8 protein-coding genes are annotated in these 15,405 nt (G+C 65.2%); 4 read left to right on the forward strand and 4 right to left on the reverse strand.

Annotated features, from left to right (window positions below):
* Position 1 precedes the first annotated feature (1 nt).
* The 3 genes from IVB54_RS30780 to IVB54_RS30790 all read right to left on the reverse strand — a co-directional run bounded on the left by IVB54_RS30780 (position 2) and on the right by IVB54_RS30790 (position 5,309).
* Entirely contained in the window at positions 2-952 is a 951-nt protein-coding gene (locus tag IVB54_RS30780) for a DUF6492 family protein (RefSeq protein ID WP_247294657.1), read from the reverse strand.
* 95 nt (positions 953-1,047) lie between these two features.
* Positions 1,048-1,842, reverse strand: a complete 795-nt coding sequence (locus IVB54_RS30785) for an rRNA adenine N-6-methyltransferase family protein (RefSeq protein ID WP_018455681.1) — start codon at positions 1,840-1,842, stop codon at positions 1,048-1,050.
* Positions 1,839-5,309, reverse strand: coding sequence for an AAA family ATPase (locus tag IVB54_RS30790; protein WP_247776597.1), 3,471 nt, complete (start codon positions 5,307-5,309; stop codon positions 1,839-1,841). The genes IVB54_RS30785 and IVB54_RS30790 overlap by 4 nt, the downstream gene beginning before the upstream one ends.
* 142 nt (positions 5,310-5,451) lie before the next feature.
* Between IVB54_RS30790 and IVB54_RS30795 the strand changes: the two genes are divergently transcribed.
* The 4 genes from IVB54_RS30795 to IVB54_RS30810 all read left to right on the forward strand — a co-directional run bounded on the left by IVB54_RS30795 (position 5,452) and on the right by IVB54_RS30810 (position 14,164).
* Complete coding sequence (locus IVB54_RS30795; protein ID WP_247776598.1) at positions 5,452-11,895, forward strand: non-ribosomal peptide synthetase; 6,444 nt, start codon at positions 5,452-5,454, stop codon at positions 11,893-11,895.
* Between the two features lie 141 nt (positions 11,896-12,036).
* The gene (locus IVB54_RS30800; RefSeq protein WP_247294660.1) at positions 12,037-12,210 is read left to right on the forward strand and encodes a hypothetical protein; all 174 of its coding nucleotides are present in this window, start codon (positions 12,037-12,039) and stop codon (positions 12,208-12,210) included.
* Between the two features lie 245 nt (positions 12,211-12,455).
* The gene (locus IVB54_RS30805; protein WP_018455684.1) at positions 12,456-13,187 is read left to right on the forward strand and encodes a 4'-phosphopantetheinyl transferase superfamily protein; all 732 of its coding nucleotides are present in this window, start codon (positions 12,456-12,458) and stop codon (positions 13,185-13,187) included.
* A complete protein-coding gene (locus tag IVB54_RS30810) occupies positions 13,184-14,164 on the forward strand; it encodes an LLM class flavin-dependent oxidoreductase (RefSeq protein ID WP_018455685.1) in 981 nt (326 codons plus the stop codon). Before IVB54_RS30805 ends, IVB54_RS30810 begins: the two co-directional genes overlap by 4 nt.
* Positions 14,165-14,302: 138 nt before the next feature.
* Here IVB54_RS30810 and IVB54_RS30815 read toward each other — a convergent pair whose 3' ends face one another.
* The gene (locus tag IVB54_RS30815; protein ID WP_018455686.1) at positions 14,303-15,328 is read right to left on the reverse strand and encodes a histone deacetylase family protein; all 1,026 of its coding nucleotides are present in this window, start codon (positions 15,326-15,328) and stop codon (positions 14,303-14,305) included.
* Between the last annotated feature and the right edge of the window lie 77 nt (positions 15,329-15,405).

Raw genomic sequence — 15,405 nt, forward strand, 5'->3', positions numbered from 1 at the left:
TCTAGCGAGCTTTCGGCACTTCGAACTGAGCCTCGTCGCCCATGTGCTCGGGCGAAAGACTCGGACCGCGACGGTCGCGCGAGCTGAGGCGGAACACGTCGCGGATGTCGTCGATCGAGGTCGACGAATAGGACTGGATGCACAGCGCGACCTGGTCGGGCGAAGCGGCGCGCATCATCGCTTCGATGGCGGGACGGTCGAGGCGGGTGTCGTCCCAATGCGAGACCGCGATGCTGTCCTCGGTGACCCGATGAGTGGCCAGATGCGCGGGCGCGTTCGCGACGAAATGGCCGTACATGAGATATTCCGAGAACTTCTTCTTCCGGCACAGTGCCAGAACCCAGTTCAATCCCGTTGCCGACTTGATCGAATCGGTCATCGCGCGCGCGGTGTCCTTGTCCCAGACCAGCGCGTTGCCGACATAGTCGTCCGCGGGGAAGGACCGGTCCTTGATGCCAAGGAGCTGATCGACGGTGCGGAGCCACAGGACATGCAAGGGGTGGGCGGCGTCGATCCCGTTGCGCGTGACGAACAGCGGGGTCTTCTCGGCGCCGGCATACTCACCGACGTCGAATTCGCGGAAGAACAGATTGTCCGAATCCAGGATGCAAACGCGCTGCTCTGGCGCGTTGAGGACGCCGGCGATCTTGAGGATCTGCTGAATGTGCCAGCCATGAACAGGTGACGACAGCAGCGACAGCCAGACGCGCCGTTTGCTGATGAACTGCAGAGCCGGCGGCAACGCCCACAGCCATTTCGGCAAATAGCGCGAGGCCGGAACGATGACGCGTTTGTCGGAAGCGAACCGCGCGAACAGCGGCAGATCCTCATCGTTAACGAGAACATAATGCCGTGTGTAGCCCGTCAACCAGATGTCGATGCTCTCGCTGAGCAGCGAAAAGCGCTCGATATCCTTGGCGTAGCTGGCGGTCAGCAGGGCAACGGAATGCATGGCGCGCGCTCGTATGGCGATCAGGCCGCAGTCATAGCGGCGCCGAGACGCGTTGGATACTTACATTCGCAATCAAGGTAAAATGAAACGAAGCATTAGCCATCCGACGGCAACCCCTGCGCGATGCCGCGAAAGCGCAGCGGCGCCAGCGCGGAGGCGCGCTGCCACCAGTCGGCGACGCGGTCGTCGAGCGCGGTCAGACCGCGGCCTTGGCCGGGAAATATCCGGATCTGCTGCACCGCCTCGGCTTCGAACCCCCTGCCCTTGCGGGTGATCTTGAGGGCGGCGCCTTCGCGGTCCCGCTGGGTCAGCGGCACCAGAAGCCGGCCGCGCGGACGAAGCGACCGAAGCCAGAGCGGATGCGGCTGCGAGAAGCCGGCATGAACGATGATCACGTCGGCGGGTTCGCCGATGTCCTCGCATCCGTCGCCATGGACGACCGCGACGTTGCGATAGGCGCCAAGATAGGTTGCGGCGCGCGCCGCAAGCCGCTCGTCGCATTCGATTGCCTGCACCCTGCCCTTGGGCCCCACGATCTTCGACAGCACGGCTGAGAAATAGCCGAGCCCGCAGCCGATCTGGACCACACGGTCTTTTTCCCCGACGTCGAGCAAATCGATGAAATGCGCCCACAGGCTCGGAAGTCCGGTATCAAGCTTGCGGCGCGCATCGATCGCGACCAGCACATTGTCCTGGAGATGAACGGGATCAGCATCCGGCGTCAGCCGATAGTTGCGCGCCGCCTCGGTCTTGATGCGCCACGGCCCCTTCGCCAGAAACTTTTCGCGCGGAACAGTGCCGAGGGCTTCGAGCAGGCGCGTTGAAGAGATCCGCTCGCGTTTTGAGATCAGCTCCACGTAACGCGCACGCGCGGCGGCAAGATCGCTCATCTCACGGAATCGGCCTGTTTACGAACAAGCGCGTCCACGCCGAGCTCGTCGATCAGTTGCATCGCCTGTTTCAGGTCCGGCGTGGAAAAGCCCTCGCTGAACTTGGCCACAATCGGTACGAGCAGGAGACGAGCGTGCTCGCGCTTGCCGGCTTGGTGCGACAGGCGCGCGAGGCTGACGGCGGTGCGAAGCTCCCAGGACAGAGCGCCCTGCTTACGCGCGATCTCCAGCGACAGGTTGAACAGGTCCTCGGCCTCCTGCACCGAGGCCGGATTCTCATCCGACAGGGTGATCTCGCCTTGCAGGCGGTAGACTTCGGCGAGGTAGGAGTGGTCGCCGGTCCGTCTTGCGGTCGCGAGCGCACCGTCCAGCGCGCGCAAGGCGGCATCGCGCATTCCGACCTTGGCGTAGGCCTCCGCGAGCAGGCAGCGGAACCAGCAGCCGGCGAGCCAGGAATCCATCGCTTCGTATTCGTCGAGGCCGAACCGCATCTGGCTGAGGCCTTCGTCGGCCTCGCCGAGCTGCGCCAGCGCCCAGCCGCGCAGGATCGCCGCCTGCTGCTTCCAGTGCAGGAAATTGTGCTCCGTGGCGATGATCATGGCGCGGTTGGCATGGTCGCGCGTGCCCTCAACATCGCGCAAATGCTGGCAGAGATAGGCGCCGAACACGAGCGCGAAGGCGAGCGTGAATGGGTGGCGGATCTTCTCGGCGTTCGCGATCGCCTGTTCGCTGTGCTGGCGCGCCGCGTCGGGCCGGCCGAGGAACCACAGGAGGTAGCCGAGATAGGACAGCGAGACGACACCGGGATCGGTGCCGTGCCGCTCCATCAGATCGGAGTGCAGGTCGGGGCTGTAGAGGTTGATGCAGCGGTGCAGATGATGCTGGGACGCGGCAAAGCGCCCGCGATAGAGCATAGTCATCGCGATCGAGCGATGCGCCTCGATCAGATAGCCGGTCTGCTGCGCCGGTTGCGTCCCCTCGTTCAGCCGCTCGCGCTTGGCGAACTTCAACAGCTCGACGCTGAGATCGTGCGCGCGGGTCAGATCGGCGCGGATGAAATGACAGACCCAGAGCCCGCGCGTGGCGGCGAAGGCCTTTTCGTCGTCGTCGAGCTGCTGGCCGAGTGCGAGGGCGCGGACGTAGTTCTCCTCGACCTCCTGCACGGCATAGCCCTTGGCGGCGATCAGCGCGTTGCCGAGCGCGATGCGCAATTCGAGCTCCATCTCATCGGCGCCCTGCATGCGCGCATTGGCCTGCACGACGCCGAGGCCGCGGCCCAGATGCCCGATCGCCTCTAGATTGGCGCCACTCTTGGCCGCCTGCTTACCGGCCTTAAGCCAGAAGCTGGCGGCGCTCTCGCTCTGGCCGGATTCGGTCATATGATGGGCGAGCAGTTCCGGTTCGCGCTCGGTCTTCTCGGGATACATCTCGGCCAGCACCTGGGCGATCCGGGAATGCAGCTTGCGCCGCTCGCTGTGCAGCAAGCTCGCATGCGCGGCGTTCTGAATCATCACGTGCTTGAAGGAGTAGAGCGCGTCGGGCGGATGGCCGCGGCGCATGATCAGTCCGGCCTCCTCCAAATGATTGAGCGCGGCCTCGATCTGTTCGGCGGGTGTGTTGGCGACCGCGTGCAGAGTCTCGTAGGAGAATTCGCGGCCGATGGTGGCACCGATTTGCGCGATCCGCTTGAACGGCCCCATCCGGTCCAGCCGCGCCATCAGCGAGTCCGTCAGCGTCGCCGGGATCGCAAGCTGCCGCCACGGACCCGACAGCACGTAGCGCCCGTGCCGTTCGGTCAGGAGGTTGGATTCGAGAACCGTCTTGGTCAGCTCCTCCAGGAACAGCGGCACGCCGTCGGTCTTGACGATGATCTCCTCGATGACCTCCTTGGGAAGCTCGCGTCCCGCCACGCGCTCGACCAGCGTCGCGCGCAACTGCCGGCTCAACCGGTTCAGCACCAGGGTCGTGATATGCGAATGGGCGTTCCAGCTCGGCTGGAATTCGGTGCGCGCGGTGATGATGACCAGGATTGCCCGGTTCTGTGCCCGGTCGACCAGGAGATCGATCACCTCACGGGACGTCGGGTCGATCCAGTGCAGATCCTCGAATGCGATCACCAGCGGCTGCTCGCGCGCAAGGCCGAGGAAATGATTGACCAGCGCCGCGACGGTCGCATCCTTTTGCTGCTGCGGCGACAGCTCGAGCGGCGGATAGCGGTCGCCGGTCGGAATGGACAACAGCACGGCAAACAGCGGCGCAACCTGCTCGATGTCGCCATGAGCGGCGGCGATCGCGGTCTCCAGGCTCGCCAGCGACTGAACGGACGCATCCTCGCGATCGAGACCGAGAGAGAATTTGAGCTGCTCGGCGAACGGATAGAACGCCGTGGAGGTGTAATAGGGCGAGCACTGGAACGAGACCTGTCCATGGCGATCGCCCGCGATCCGGTCGAAGATCTCCTGGATGATGCGCGACTTGCCGATGCCGGGCTCGCCGAACTTGACCACGACCTGGCCCTCGCCCTCCTTGGCCTGCTGCCAGCGCCCCATCAGCAGCGCAATCTCCTCCTCCCGGTTGACGAGCGGGGTCAGCCGCGTGCCCATGGCGGCGGCGAAGCGGGTCTCCACCCGCGAGGCGCGCATCACGTGCCAGGCCTGGGCTTTCTCCGAGATTCCCTTGAGCACGTGGACGCCGAGATCGCGGTAGTCGAACTTCCCCTTCAGCAGCGACTGGGTCGACGTGGAAATCACCACACCGTTGGGCGGCGCCAGGCCCTGCAGGCGCGCGGCGAGATTGACGGTTTCTCCGACCGCGGAGTCGCGCTCTTCGGTGCCCTGTCCGACGAGGTCGCCAACCACGACGAGACCGGTTGCGATGCCGATGCGGACGGCGGGTGAGTGGCTGAGCGCGCCACGCGGCTCGATCGCGCGAGCGGTCGACAGCACCCGGACGATTTCCAGCCCCGCACGCACGGCGCGCTCGGCGTCGTCCTCATGTGCGGTCGGATAGCCGAAATAGACCAAAATACCGTCTCCGACGAAGCGGGCAGCAAAACCTTCGTAATGCTTCACGACGCGGACACAGGTTTCGCGGAAGCTCGCGATCATGTCGCGCACGTCTTCCGGATCGAACTGCACCGAGAGCGAGGTGGAATCCACCATGTCGCAGAACATGGTGGTGAGCTGACGCCGCTCGGCGCCGACCTCCGTCCGGATTTGCGGGCGCGCCGTCGCGTCGGGCTTCTCCGCGGTTTCGGCCCGGAACAACGCGGTCATGGCGCGCTGGAGCCGCTTCCGATCGCCGAGCGGCAATCCGAGCTCGACCAGATCGGATTCGGTCAGGTCCGCCATGACGTCGAGATCGAGACGGTGCTGCGCGAAGAGATCGGTATAGTGGCTAAGACCGATACCCTCGAGCCAGCGCTTCAGCCCGCCTTCCGCTCCCGTGCCCGGCTCATTCTCCAGCATGGTGATTCCGCCCGACCAATCACTCCGTCGAAGGGCTTAGGGCCCCGCAACCACAGATTTTGGGGCCAAAACTTCACCTCAGACTGGACGCCTTTCCTAACTTCTTGGAAGAATAGCCCAATCGGATCAAAAGGGAACGGAATTGTCGGACGCCACACGCCCAGCCCCGCGGGAAGCGAGCACGACGGCCGAAGCGAAGATATTCGAGGATATCGGCGGTCTTCTCGATTTCCATGCCCGCAAGATGCCGGTGGCCCCCGCCCTCCTCGCCCCCGGCCAGCCGGTCCTCAACTACGGCGGGATTGGCGCGCGGACGCAGGATCTCGTCCGCACGCTGCGCGGGCTCGGCATCGCTCCTACCGACCGCATCGCGGTTGCGTTGCCGCGCGGTGCCGACAGCGCACTGGCCCTGATCGCGGTAGCCTCGAGCTGCGCTTGCGTTCCCGTCAATCCCGATCTGACGGCGGACGAGCTGCAACGCTATTTCAGCGAATTGAAGCTGACGGCGCTCGTCACCCCGGCCGACACGAACTCGGCGGCCCGCGATGTCGCCAAGGCGCTCGATATTGCGGTGATCGATTTCGTGCCGGGGCCGCAAGACGATCTCGGCGGCTGCGCGTTGGTCGGGCCGGCGGTCGGACCGGCGAGCAGCAGCGGCGCCTCGCGCGGCGACGACGACGCGTTCATCCTGCTGACCTCGGGCACGGCGGCGCGACCGAAGATGGTGCCGCTGACGCATCGCAATGTGTGCCTCTCCGCCTACAATGCCGGCCGCGTGCTCTCGCTCGCGTCCCACGATCGTCTGCTCAACGTCCTGCCGCTGTTTCACGCCCATGGTTTGATTTCCGGCCTGCTGACGGCGCTGGCCGCGGGCTCCAGCGTAGTCTGTACCGAGGGTTTCGACGCAGCCTCCTTCTTCGGCTGGATGCGGCAGCTGCGACCGACCTGGTACACGGCAGTGCCGACCATCCATCGCGCGCTGCTGACGGCGGCGGAAGCCAACCCGGATCTTGCCCGATCGTCGTCGCTGCGCGTGATCCGCTCCGCCTCGGCCTCGCTTACGCCTGCGATCCTCGACGGGTTGGAGGCGACGTTCGGCGTTCCCGTGCTCGAAACCTACGGCATGACGGAGGCGGCCTCGCAGATCGCGGCCAACCCGTTCGAGCTGCGCAAGGTCGGATCGGTCGGCCGCGCCGCGGGCCCCGAGATCACAATCATGGACGAGACGGGCCGCGCGCTCGCCAGCGGCCAGCACGGCGAGATCATGCTGCGCGGACCCAACATGAGCCGCGGCTACTATAATGACGAGCCGGCGACGCAGGCTGCCTTCCGCGACGGTTGGTTCCGGACCGGCGATCTCGGCTATCTCGATGCCGACGGCTATCTCTTCATCGTCGGCCGCATCAAGGACGTCATCAACCGCGGCGGGCAGAAGATCTCGCCTCTGGAGGTGGAAGAGGTTCTGCTCAGCCATCCGGCGGTGCTGGAGGCCGGCGTGTTTGCCGTCCCGCACCCGAAGCTCGGCGAGAACGTCGCCGCAATCGTGGTGCTGCGGCCGAATTCCGAGGCGACTTCGGACCAGTTGCGCCAGTTCGCCCGGAAACGGCTCGCGGCCTACAAGGTGCCGAGCCTGATCCGCAGCGTCGCGACGCTGCCGAAAGGCGCCAGCGGCAAGGTCAAGCGCAATGCGCTCGCCGAATTGATTGCAACGGACGGCGGCGAGGAGGAGGCCCGTCTGCCGCGCAACGCGCTGGAGACCGAGCTCGCCGGGATCTGGGCCAATCTGCTGGAGCTGCCGCAGGTCGGGGGCGATCAGGACGTCTTTGCGCTCGGTGCCGACTCGCTCGCGGTGACGCAGATGCGTTCGCGCCTGCGCGAACGCTTCAATGTCGATTTCTCGTTCGAGGACGTTTTTGATTGCGCCACGGCCGCCGCGCTTGCGGCCCGGATCGAGACCGCCGCAATCCATCGCGAAACGATGCTACCGGCCTGGCGCCAGGCCGGGGAAGCAGACGCGCCGCTGTCGTTCCAGCAGCAGCGGATGTACGTGCTCTCGCGGCTCGACCCCACGCGCTACAATTATAACGTCGTCGAAGTCGCGCTCCTCAAGGGTGGGCTCGACGTCGCCGCACTTTCTGCGAGCCTCACCGCCGTATCGGCGCGCCATGAGGCGTTGCGGTCGGTCATCGTCGAACGCGAGGGCGAGCCGGTGCAGCTTGTGCTGCAATCGCCACCGCGGTTCGAGCGGATCAAGCTCAAGCCCTGCCCCGCGAACAAGCGGGTCGCTGTTGTCAGGCGCGAAGCACTCCGGCTCGCGCAACATCCGTTCGACCTTGCGAACGAGGCACCGCTGAAGGTCACGCTGCTCTCGTTCGACAAGAGCAGCCATGTGCTGGTGGTCAACGTCCACCACCTCGTCACCGACGGCTGGTCGCAGCGGCTGTTCTGGGAAGAACTCGCCGCCCATTATTCGGCAGCGCGCAAGAACGACGTGGCAGCACTGCCTTCGCCCGCCTTCCAGTATCGCGACTTTGCGCTCTGGCAGCAGAGCTGGGCGCAGACGCCGGCGGCCAAGGAGCAGCTCGATTACTGGCGGGTGCAACTGGACGGCGTCATCACGCTGCCGCTGCGAACCGACCGCCCAAGGCCGGAGGTCTGGAGCGGCCACGGTGCCCGTCACTATCTCGAATTCTCCAAAACCCTGTCGGCCGACCTGCGCGCGCTGAGCCAGAACAAGGGCGTCACGCCCTTCATGACCCTGCTCGCCGTGTTGCAGTGCCTGCTGTTCCGTCACACCGGACAAGAAGATGTCGCGACCGGATCGCTGATCGCCAACCGCAATCAGATCGAGAGCGAGCGCCTGATCGGAGTGTTCGCCAACACCCTGATCCTGCGCAATGATTTTGGCGGCGATCCGAGCTTCGGCGACATGTTGCGCCGGGTACGGCAGGTCACGCTCGATGCCTATCGCAATCAGGATCTCCCGATCGAGGAAGTCCTGCGCTCGCTTCAGATCGCACGAAGGACGGACGGCAATCCGCTGTTCCGGATCATGTTCATCCTCCAGAATGCCTCGATCGAGGCGGCACGATTCTCCGGTCTGTCGACGCGGCGGATCGAGATCGATCCAAAAGTGGCGCGATTCGACATCACGCTCGAACTGGTCGAGGCCGACGGCCGTTTCACCGGCTTCTTCGAATACGCCACCGATCTGTTCGACGCGGCGACGATCGAGGGCATGGCCGCTCAGTTCAAAACCCTGCTCAAATCCGTCATCGCCGATCCGGAGCAGCGCATCTCCCGCCTGGCACTCCTGACTGAGGCCGAACGCCGGCAGCTGCTGGCGCAGGGCCGGGGCGTGCCGGCCAATTTCGTCGCGCGCGGCAATTTGAGCGAAGGTTTCGATCGCCAGGTCAAGAAGACGCCGAACGCGATCGCGGTGTCGGACGGCCGCACATCCCTGAGCTACCGCGAGCTGGCGCGCCGCAGCCAAGCGGCTGCGCGCTGGCTCACTCTCGAAGGCGTCGGCGCCGAGGCCGTGGTCGCCTTGCTTGCAGATCGCGGGCCCGACCTGCTCGCCGCGATGATCGCCGTACAACGCGTGGGCGCCGCCTTCCTCAATCTCGATCCCGACCAGCCGCGGGAACGGCTCGCAACCATCCTCGGATCGAGCGGGGCCCGCATGCTGCTGATCGAACGGGCGCAGTCATCCATGGCGGAGGCGCTGCTCGAACCGCTGGTCGAGCGCATCCAAATGGCCGAGCTCGAGGACGCGATCGCGCCAGCGTCGGCCAAGCCGGCCCCCGCAAAGCGGCGCGCGGCGTCGAGCCTTGCCTATCTCATCTACACCTCCGGGTCCTCCGGCGCGCCCAAGGGCGTCATGATCGAGCAGCGCGGGCTGTCAAACCATCTGGCGTCGCTCATCTCCGAGCTGAACCTCTCGTCCCGGGACGTGATCGCGCAGACCGCGCCACAGAGTTTTGTCATCTCGGTGTGGCAGTTCGTCGCGGGGCCCATGGTCGGCGCGCGCGTCCACATCTGCGGGACCGCGATCGTGCAGGACCCGATTTTGCTCGCGCGCGAGATCGAGCGCGAGGGCATCACGGTGCTCGAGATCGTCCCATCGCTGCTGCGCGTGATCCTCGATCGCATGGACGAGGCACAAATCCGACGCGCCTTTGCGAGGCTGCGCCTTCTGATCTCGACGGGCGAACCGCTGCCCGTCGATCTGTGCAAGGCCTGGTTCGCCCGCTGTCCGAAAGTGCCGCTGATCAACGCCTATGGTGCCTCGGAATGTTCCGACGACGTCTCGCTGCATCGCCTGACCAGGGCGCCCACGACCACGACGGGCAACGTCCCGGTCGGCGCGCCGCTGCCGAATACCCAGCTCTACGTGCTCGACGCAAGCCTGCAGCCGCAGCCGGTCGGCGTAACCGGCGAGCTCTGCATCGGCGGCGCCGGCGTCGGCCGCGGCTATGTCAACGATCCCGCGCAGAACCGGCAGCGCTTCCTGCCCGATCCGTTCTCGCGCAAAGCTAGCAGCCGGCTGTACCGGACCGGCGACCTCGCCCGTCGCCGTGCCGACGGCACGATCGAATGCCTCGGTCGCGCCGACCATCAGGTCAAGGTCCGCGGCTACCGTATCGAGCTCAAGGAGATCGAGAACGCGCTTACCGACCATCCCAGTGTGTGCGCCGGCATCGTCGAGCCGCGTCGCGAAGCAAGCGGCGATATCAGGCTGATTGCCCATATCGTCGCGAGATCCGGCAGCCGGAGCAGCGCCAGCGAGCTGCGCGATTTCCTGAAGAGCCGGCTGCCGGGCCATGCCATCCCGTCCGCGTTCCTGTTCCTGGGTCAGGTGCCGCTCAATGCCCATGGCAAAATCGATCGGGCCGCGCTGCTGGCGTCGGCGCAGCAGGAAACGTTCGGACCGGATGCGGCCGTGCCGGCGCGGCGCTTTACCGAAAAGGTGCTGTCCGACATCTGGATCGACCTGCTGAAGGTCGAAAGCCTCGGCGTCACCGACAATTTCTTCGACCTCGGCGGCCATTCGCTGCTGGCGGGCCAGGTCATGGCGCGCGTCGCTCGGGCGCTCGGCGCGTCGCTGCCGATCAAGACCATCTTCGAGGCACCGACGATCGACGAGCTTGCCCGGCGGGTCGACGAGGCCGTGGCGGCAAAGCCGCGCAAGCCGGCCCCAACTGTAGCGAGGTTGGCTAGTGCGAGCCTGGCCGAAGGCAGCCCTCTCTCGATCGCGCAGGACCAGATGCTGCGGATCGAGCAGAATCTTCGCGGACTGCCGCTGTTCAACCTGCCTTTCGCTTTCCGCCTCCAGGGGCCGCTGAATCCGGCCGCCCTGGCGCAGGCGATCGACGACATCGTGCGCCGGCACGAATCGCTGCGGACTCATTTCGGCTGGAGCGGCGGGGAGCCCGTCAGCCGCATCGCCGCGCCCGGCGCCCTCGGCCGTGTCCTGACTGTCGGGACGATCGGCGACGGTCAGCCCCACAACAACAAGCGGCGCAAGGCGCTGGAGCTCCGCAAGATCAATCTCCTGATCGAACAGGAGACCTATGTCCCGATCGACACCACGCGCGCGCCGCTGCTGCGCGCCCGGCTGTTGCGGCTCCACGATGGCGATCACGTGTTGCTGCTGACGCTGCACCACGCCGTCGTCGATGGCTGGTCGATCGGCGTGCTGTTCGAGGAATTGTCCTACCGCTATGCGGCGCTGGCCGGATATTCGTCGGTGCCGCTGCCGAAACCGCCGCCGGCCTTTTCGGACGTGGCGCGCTGGCAGCGCTGGTGGTGCGGCACCGATGCCGCCCGCCGTCAGGCGGCCGACTGGACCGAGAATTTGCGCGGGGCGGCTCCCCTCTTCGAGGGCGAATCAAGGCCGGGCCCGTCCAGGGGGCACCATCCGGTCAGTCTCAAGCGTGAGCTGATCGGCCGGCTCGCGGCTTTCGCCGGCCAGCACAATTGCACGCTGTTCATGTGCCTGCTGACCGGCTTGAAGGCCGTGCTGCTGGCGCGGACCGGCCGCGACGACATCTCGATCGCCACCGCCATGGCCAATCGCGCCCAGCCGGACACCGACCGGATCGTCGGTCCGTTCGAGAACACGGTGATCGTTCGCACCAAAATCACGCCGGAGCTGTCGTTCGCGCAGGCCGTAGTCCGGGTCCGCCAGAGCGTGCTTGACGCGCATGCGCGCCAGGAGCTGCCTTTCAACATCCTGGCCGATCATTTGGAGCAGGAGGGGGTCAATCCAGCCTCGCTGCTCCAGGTCTATTTCACCCTGCAAAATCCGCTGCGCCAGCCGCTCGATCTGCCTGATCTCACGACAGGATCGATCGGCAACATCGCCCGCGAAGGCCAGCCGGTGCTGCCGATCGACCAGACATGGCTGTCGCTGATGCTCAAGGAGCGGCCGACGGGAATCACCGGTTCGTGCAATTACAAGAGCGAGCTGCTCGACGGCGCTACGGTCGGCCAGTGGATGGAGGATCTCCTCGCGCTGCTCGCGGCCGCCCTCGCCCAACCCAACACACCGCTCGGCCGATTGCTCAATCGCAGGGCGGCATGACCGGCCGTACATCACGGATGAATACGGGGTCACTCGTCAAAGCTGTGAATGACCAAGTTGCATCTTGATTATTTGGCGCCATCGCGCAAGATTATTCTCGCGTTTTGATTTGGACGAGTATTTTCAACCGGGGAGTTCGTTATGGGTTTCATCAAATTTACCAAGGGCACCTCGTTGAGCGACAAGGACCGCAAGGCCCTGCAGAAGTTGCTCGGCGCCGAGAAGAAGAAGCTGCAGTCCGCGCTGAAGGACGTCGACGCCAGCATTTCGATGTTGGGCAGCTCCAAGAAGTCCAAGAAGAAGAAGAAGACGTAAGACTCGTCGGCCGGGACGCCGCACGAATCTTCAGGCTTCAGTTTTCGGGCTTCATTTTTCACATTTGGCCGCTCGCGTGTCGAGTTGGGGTCTCGCACAAGCTTGCGCCCGTAAACCGGCCAGCAATCGACAAGGATTCGCCCGAGTGGACCGCTAGAAGCGGTCCGCTTAGTTGATTCTTGCTCAGTTGATTCTTCCGTCATGGCAGGGGATTTGGCCCCGGCCTGGCGCCATGGGCCCAATTGATGGCAGACGACAGAATTGAACTGTTTGTCGGATTGATCGAGAATTTTGACACGCCAGGTGCGATCGATACGTGCCGGCGCCTGCTCTCGGTCGACGAACGGGTACGAGCCGACCACTTCGTGTTCGAGCGGCACCAGCGACAGTATATTTTCGCGCACGCGATGTTGCGCCTTGCGCTCTCGCACGTCGCACCTGAGGTCGCACCGACCGACTGGTCATTTGCGGCCGGGCGTTACGGGCGGCCGTTTGTCGCATCACCCAGGACATCGAGCACGCTGCATTTCAGCCTGTCGCACGCCGACGGCTGCGTCGCCTGCGTCGTGTCGGGGCATGAGACCGTCGGCGTCGATGTCGAGACCGTGTCGCGTCGGGTGGCGCCGCTGTCGACCGCGCTTCGGTTCTTCGCGCCGGAAGAGGTCGAAACGCTGCGCAGGCTGCCGGAGCCCGCCGCGACCGAGCGCTTCTTCGACTACTGGACGCTGAAAGAAGCCTATCTGAAGGCCAGGGGTTTCGGCCTCAATTTGCCGCTCGACGCTTTCGCGATGCAGGTATCGCGCGAGGCCATCGAGATCAGCTTCAAGCCCGATATCCCCGACGATCCGCAAGGCTGGCGATTCCAGCTGATCTCGCCGTCGCCCTCGCATCGTCTCGCGATCGCGGACGGCTCCCGCGCCACCGGCGGCCTTCCCATCACCCGCAATGGATGGCCGCTACAGGAGGCGGCTGAATGACGCCGCGGCGGCTGCGCGTCTTTCCCGCGATTTCGCGCAACCGCGACCCCAAGAAATATGTCGACGAGCTGATGCGGGTGGCGCAGTTCGCCGATCGCAACGGCTTCGAAGGCATCCTGCTATTCGAAGGCAACGACGTGTTCGTCGAGCCCTGGGCGATGGCCCAGCACATCATCGGCGAGACGACCCGATCCTCGCCGCTGATCGCGGTCAATCCGGTCTACATGCACCCGTTCACGGCGGCAAAATTCGTCTCGTCCTTTGCGCAGCTCCACGGCCGCAAGGTCTATCTCAACATGATCACGGGGACGGCGGTCAGCGATCTGCAGGGGCTCGGCGACGAGCAGTCGCACGCCGATCGCTATGTCCGGCTCGGCGAATTCGTTGCGCTGATGCGCCAGCTGCTGGCAAGCCCGCGTCCGACGACTTTCGAGGGCCGGTTCTACCGCGCCAGCAACCTGCAACTTCGGCCGCGCCTGCCGCCGGAGCTGATGCCGGAATTTCTGGTCGCAGGCCAGTCCGAGCCGGCACAGCGCGTCGCAAAGGAGACCGGCTGCATCAAGATGCAGATGTTGCCGCCGGATCTCGACCGCGGCCTCGATGCGCCGGGCATGAATTTTGGAATTTTCGCCCGCGAGGGACGCGACGAGGCGCGGCAAGCGGCAAAGGCGCGTTTCCGCGATAATGCCGACGATCGCGAGCTGCTCGCGCTCACCGTGGAGAACAGCGATTCCGTGTGGAAACGGCGCCTCTACGAGAGCCAGAGCGGCGAGCTCGCGGACAATGGCTATTGGCTGCTGCCGTTCCTGACCTTCCAGGCCGACTGCCCCTACCTCGTCGGCAGCTACGCGGAGATCGGCGCGAAGCTGAAGGAGTTTGCCGCGAAGGGGCTGACCACGATCATGCTCGACATGGTCGCGGACGAGACCGAGATGCAGCACGTCTGCAAGGCGCTCGCGGCAAGCGGGATGTTTTGAGTTGTGGATGAAGTCGACCTAACCATCCACATCGTCATTGCGAGCGTAGCGAAGCAATCCAGAGTCCCTCCGCGGAAAGATTCTGGATTGCTTCGCTACCCTCGCAATGACGGAGAATGATGGGCTACTCAGCGAGAATCAGCGCGCCTCTTCGAAGCCGGCCAGCACCGAGGTCAGGTTCGCGCCGAGGATGTCCGAGAGGTAGCCGCCCTCCTGCACGAACACGGTCGGCAGGCCCATCTTCGCGATGGCCTGTCCGATGCGGCGGAAGCCCGGCGTGGTGACGGCGAGACCCTTGAGCGGATCGTGCTCGGAGGCGTCGAGGCCGAGCGCGATGACGAGGGCGCCGGGCGCAAAGGACTCGATCGCCTTGCGCGCGACGTCCATCGCCTGGATGTAGCCGTCATCGCCGGTGCCGATCGCCAGGGGAATGTTGAGATTTGTGCCAAGGCCGGGACCTTCGCCGCGCTCATGCGCATAGCCCCACACGTAAGGATAATACGCGACGGGATCGGCATGGATCGAGACCGTGTAGACATCCGGCCGCGCGTAGAAGATTCCTTGCGTGCCGTTGCCGTGATGGACGTCGACGTCGAGGATCACGACACGCTCGTGCCTCTGCCGCAGATGCGCCGCCGCGATCCCGCTGTTGTTGAGGAAGCAGAAGCCGCCGGCCATGTCGCGATAGGCGTGATGGCCGGGCGGCCGGCAGAGCGCATAGGTCGCATCCTCGCCGTCCATCACCATCTGTGCCGCGGTGACCGCGACGTCGGTCGCAGCGCAGGCCGCAGCCCAGGTGCCCGGGCCGATCGGCGCCGCGGTGTCGGCGGTGTGCCAGCCGAGCTTGCCGGTGATATGGGTGGGATAAGTCGCGGCATGGCGCACCGGATGGATATTGCCGATCATCTCCGGGCCGGAATCGCCGAGCGCGGTCCAGGCCTCCCAGGCCTCGCTCAGGAACGACAGATATTCCGGACTGTGGATGCGCGCACGCGGTCCCTGCCCGAATGTGGTCGGCTCGACCAGTTGATGCTTGCCGTCCTTGAGCCCTTTGAGCAGGCGGTCGGCACGTTCGGGCTGCTCGGTGGTGCGCTTGACCACACCGCGAACCAGGAAGAATTGCGGATCGTGGCTGCGATGCAGCTCGGTATGGACGGCTTTCACTCGAACACTCCGTGGTCGCTTTGAGGGTGCCACAGATGTCTAAATCCCCGCGGCGGCGAGATGCAAGCAAGAAGAAT

Source organism: Bradyrhizobium sp. CW1 (assembly GCF_023100665.1).
Taxonomy (GTDB): domain Bacteria; phylum Pseudomonadota; class Alphaproteobacteria; order Rhizobiales; family Xanthobacteraceae; genus Bradyrhizobium; species Bradyrhizobium canariense_D.

Bases quoted from the DNA above. Each gene is read 5' to 3' on its own strand.
- IVB54_RS30780 (WP_247294657.1), bottom strand. From the start codon at position 952: ATGCATTCCGTTGCCCTGCTGACCGCCAGCTACGCCAAGGATATCGAG.
- IVB54_RS30785 (WP_018455681.1), bottom strand. From the start codon at position 1,842: ATGAGCGATCTTGCCGCCGCGCGTGCGCGTTACGTGGAGCTGATCTCA.
- IVB54_RS30790 (WP_247776597.1), bottom strand. From the start codon at position 5,309: ATGCTGGAGAATGAGCCGGGCACGGGAGCGGAAGGCGGGCTGAAGCGC.
- IVB54_RS30800 (WP_247294660.1), top strand. From the start codon at position 12,037: ATGGGTTTCATCAAATTTACCAAGGGCACCTCGTTGAGCGACAAGGAC.
- IVB54_RS30805 (WP_018455684.1), top strand. From the start codon at position 12,456: ATGGCAGACGACAGAATTGAACTGTTTGTCGGATTGATCGAGAATTTT.
- IVB54_RS30810 (WP_018455685.1), top strand. From the start codon at position 13,184: ATGACGCCGCGGCGGCTGCGCGTCTTTCCCGCGATTTCGCGCAACCGC.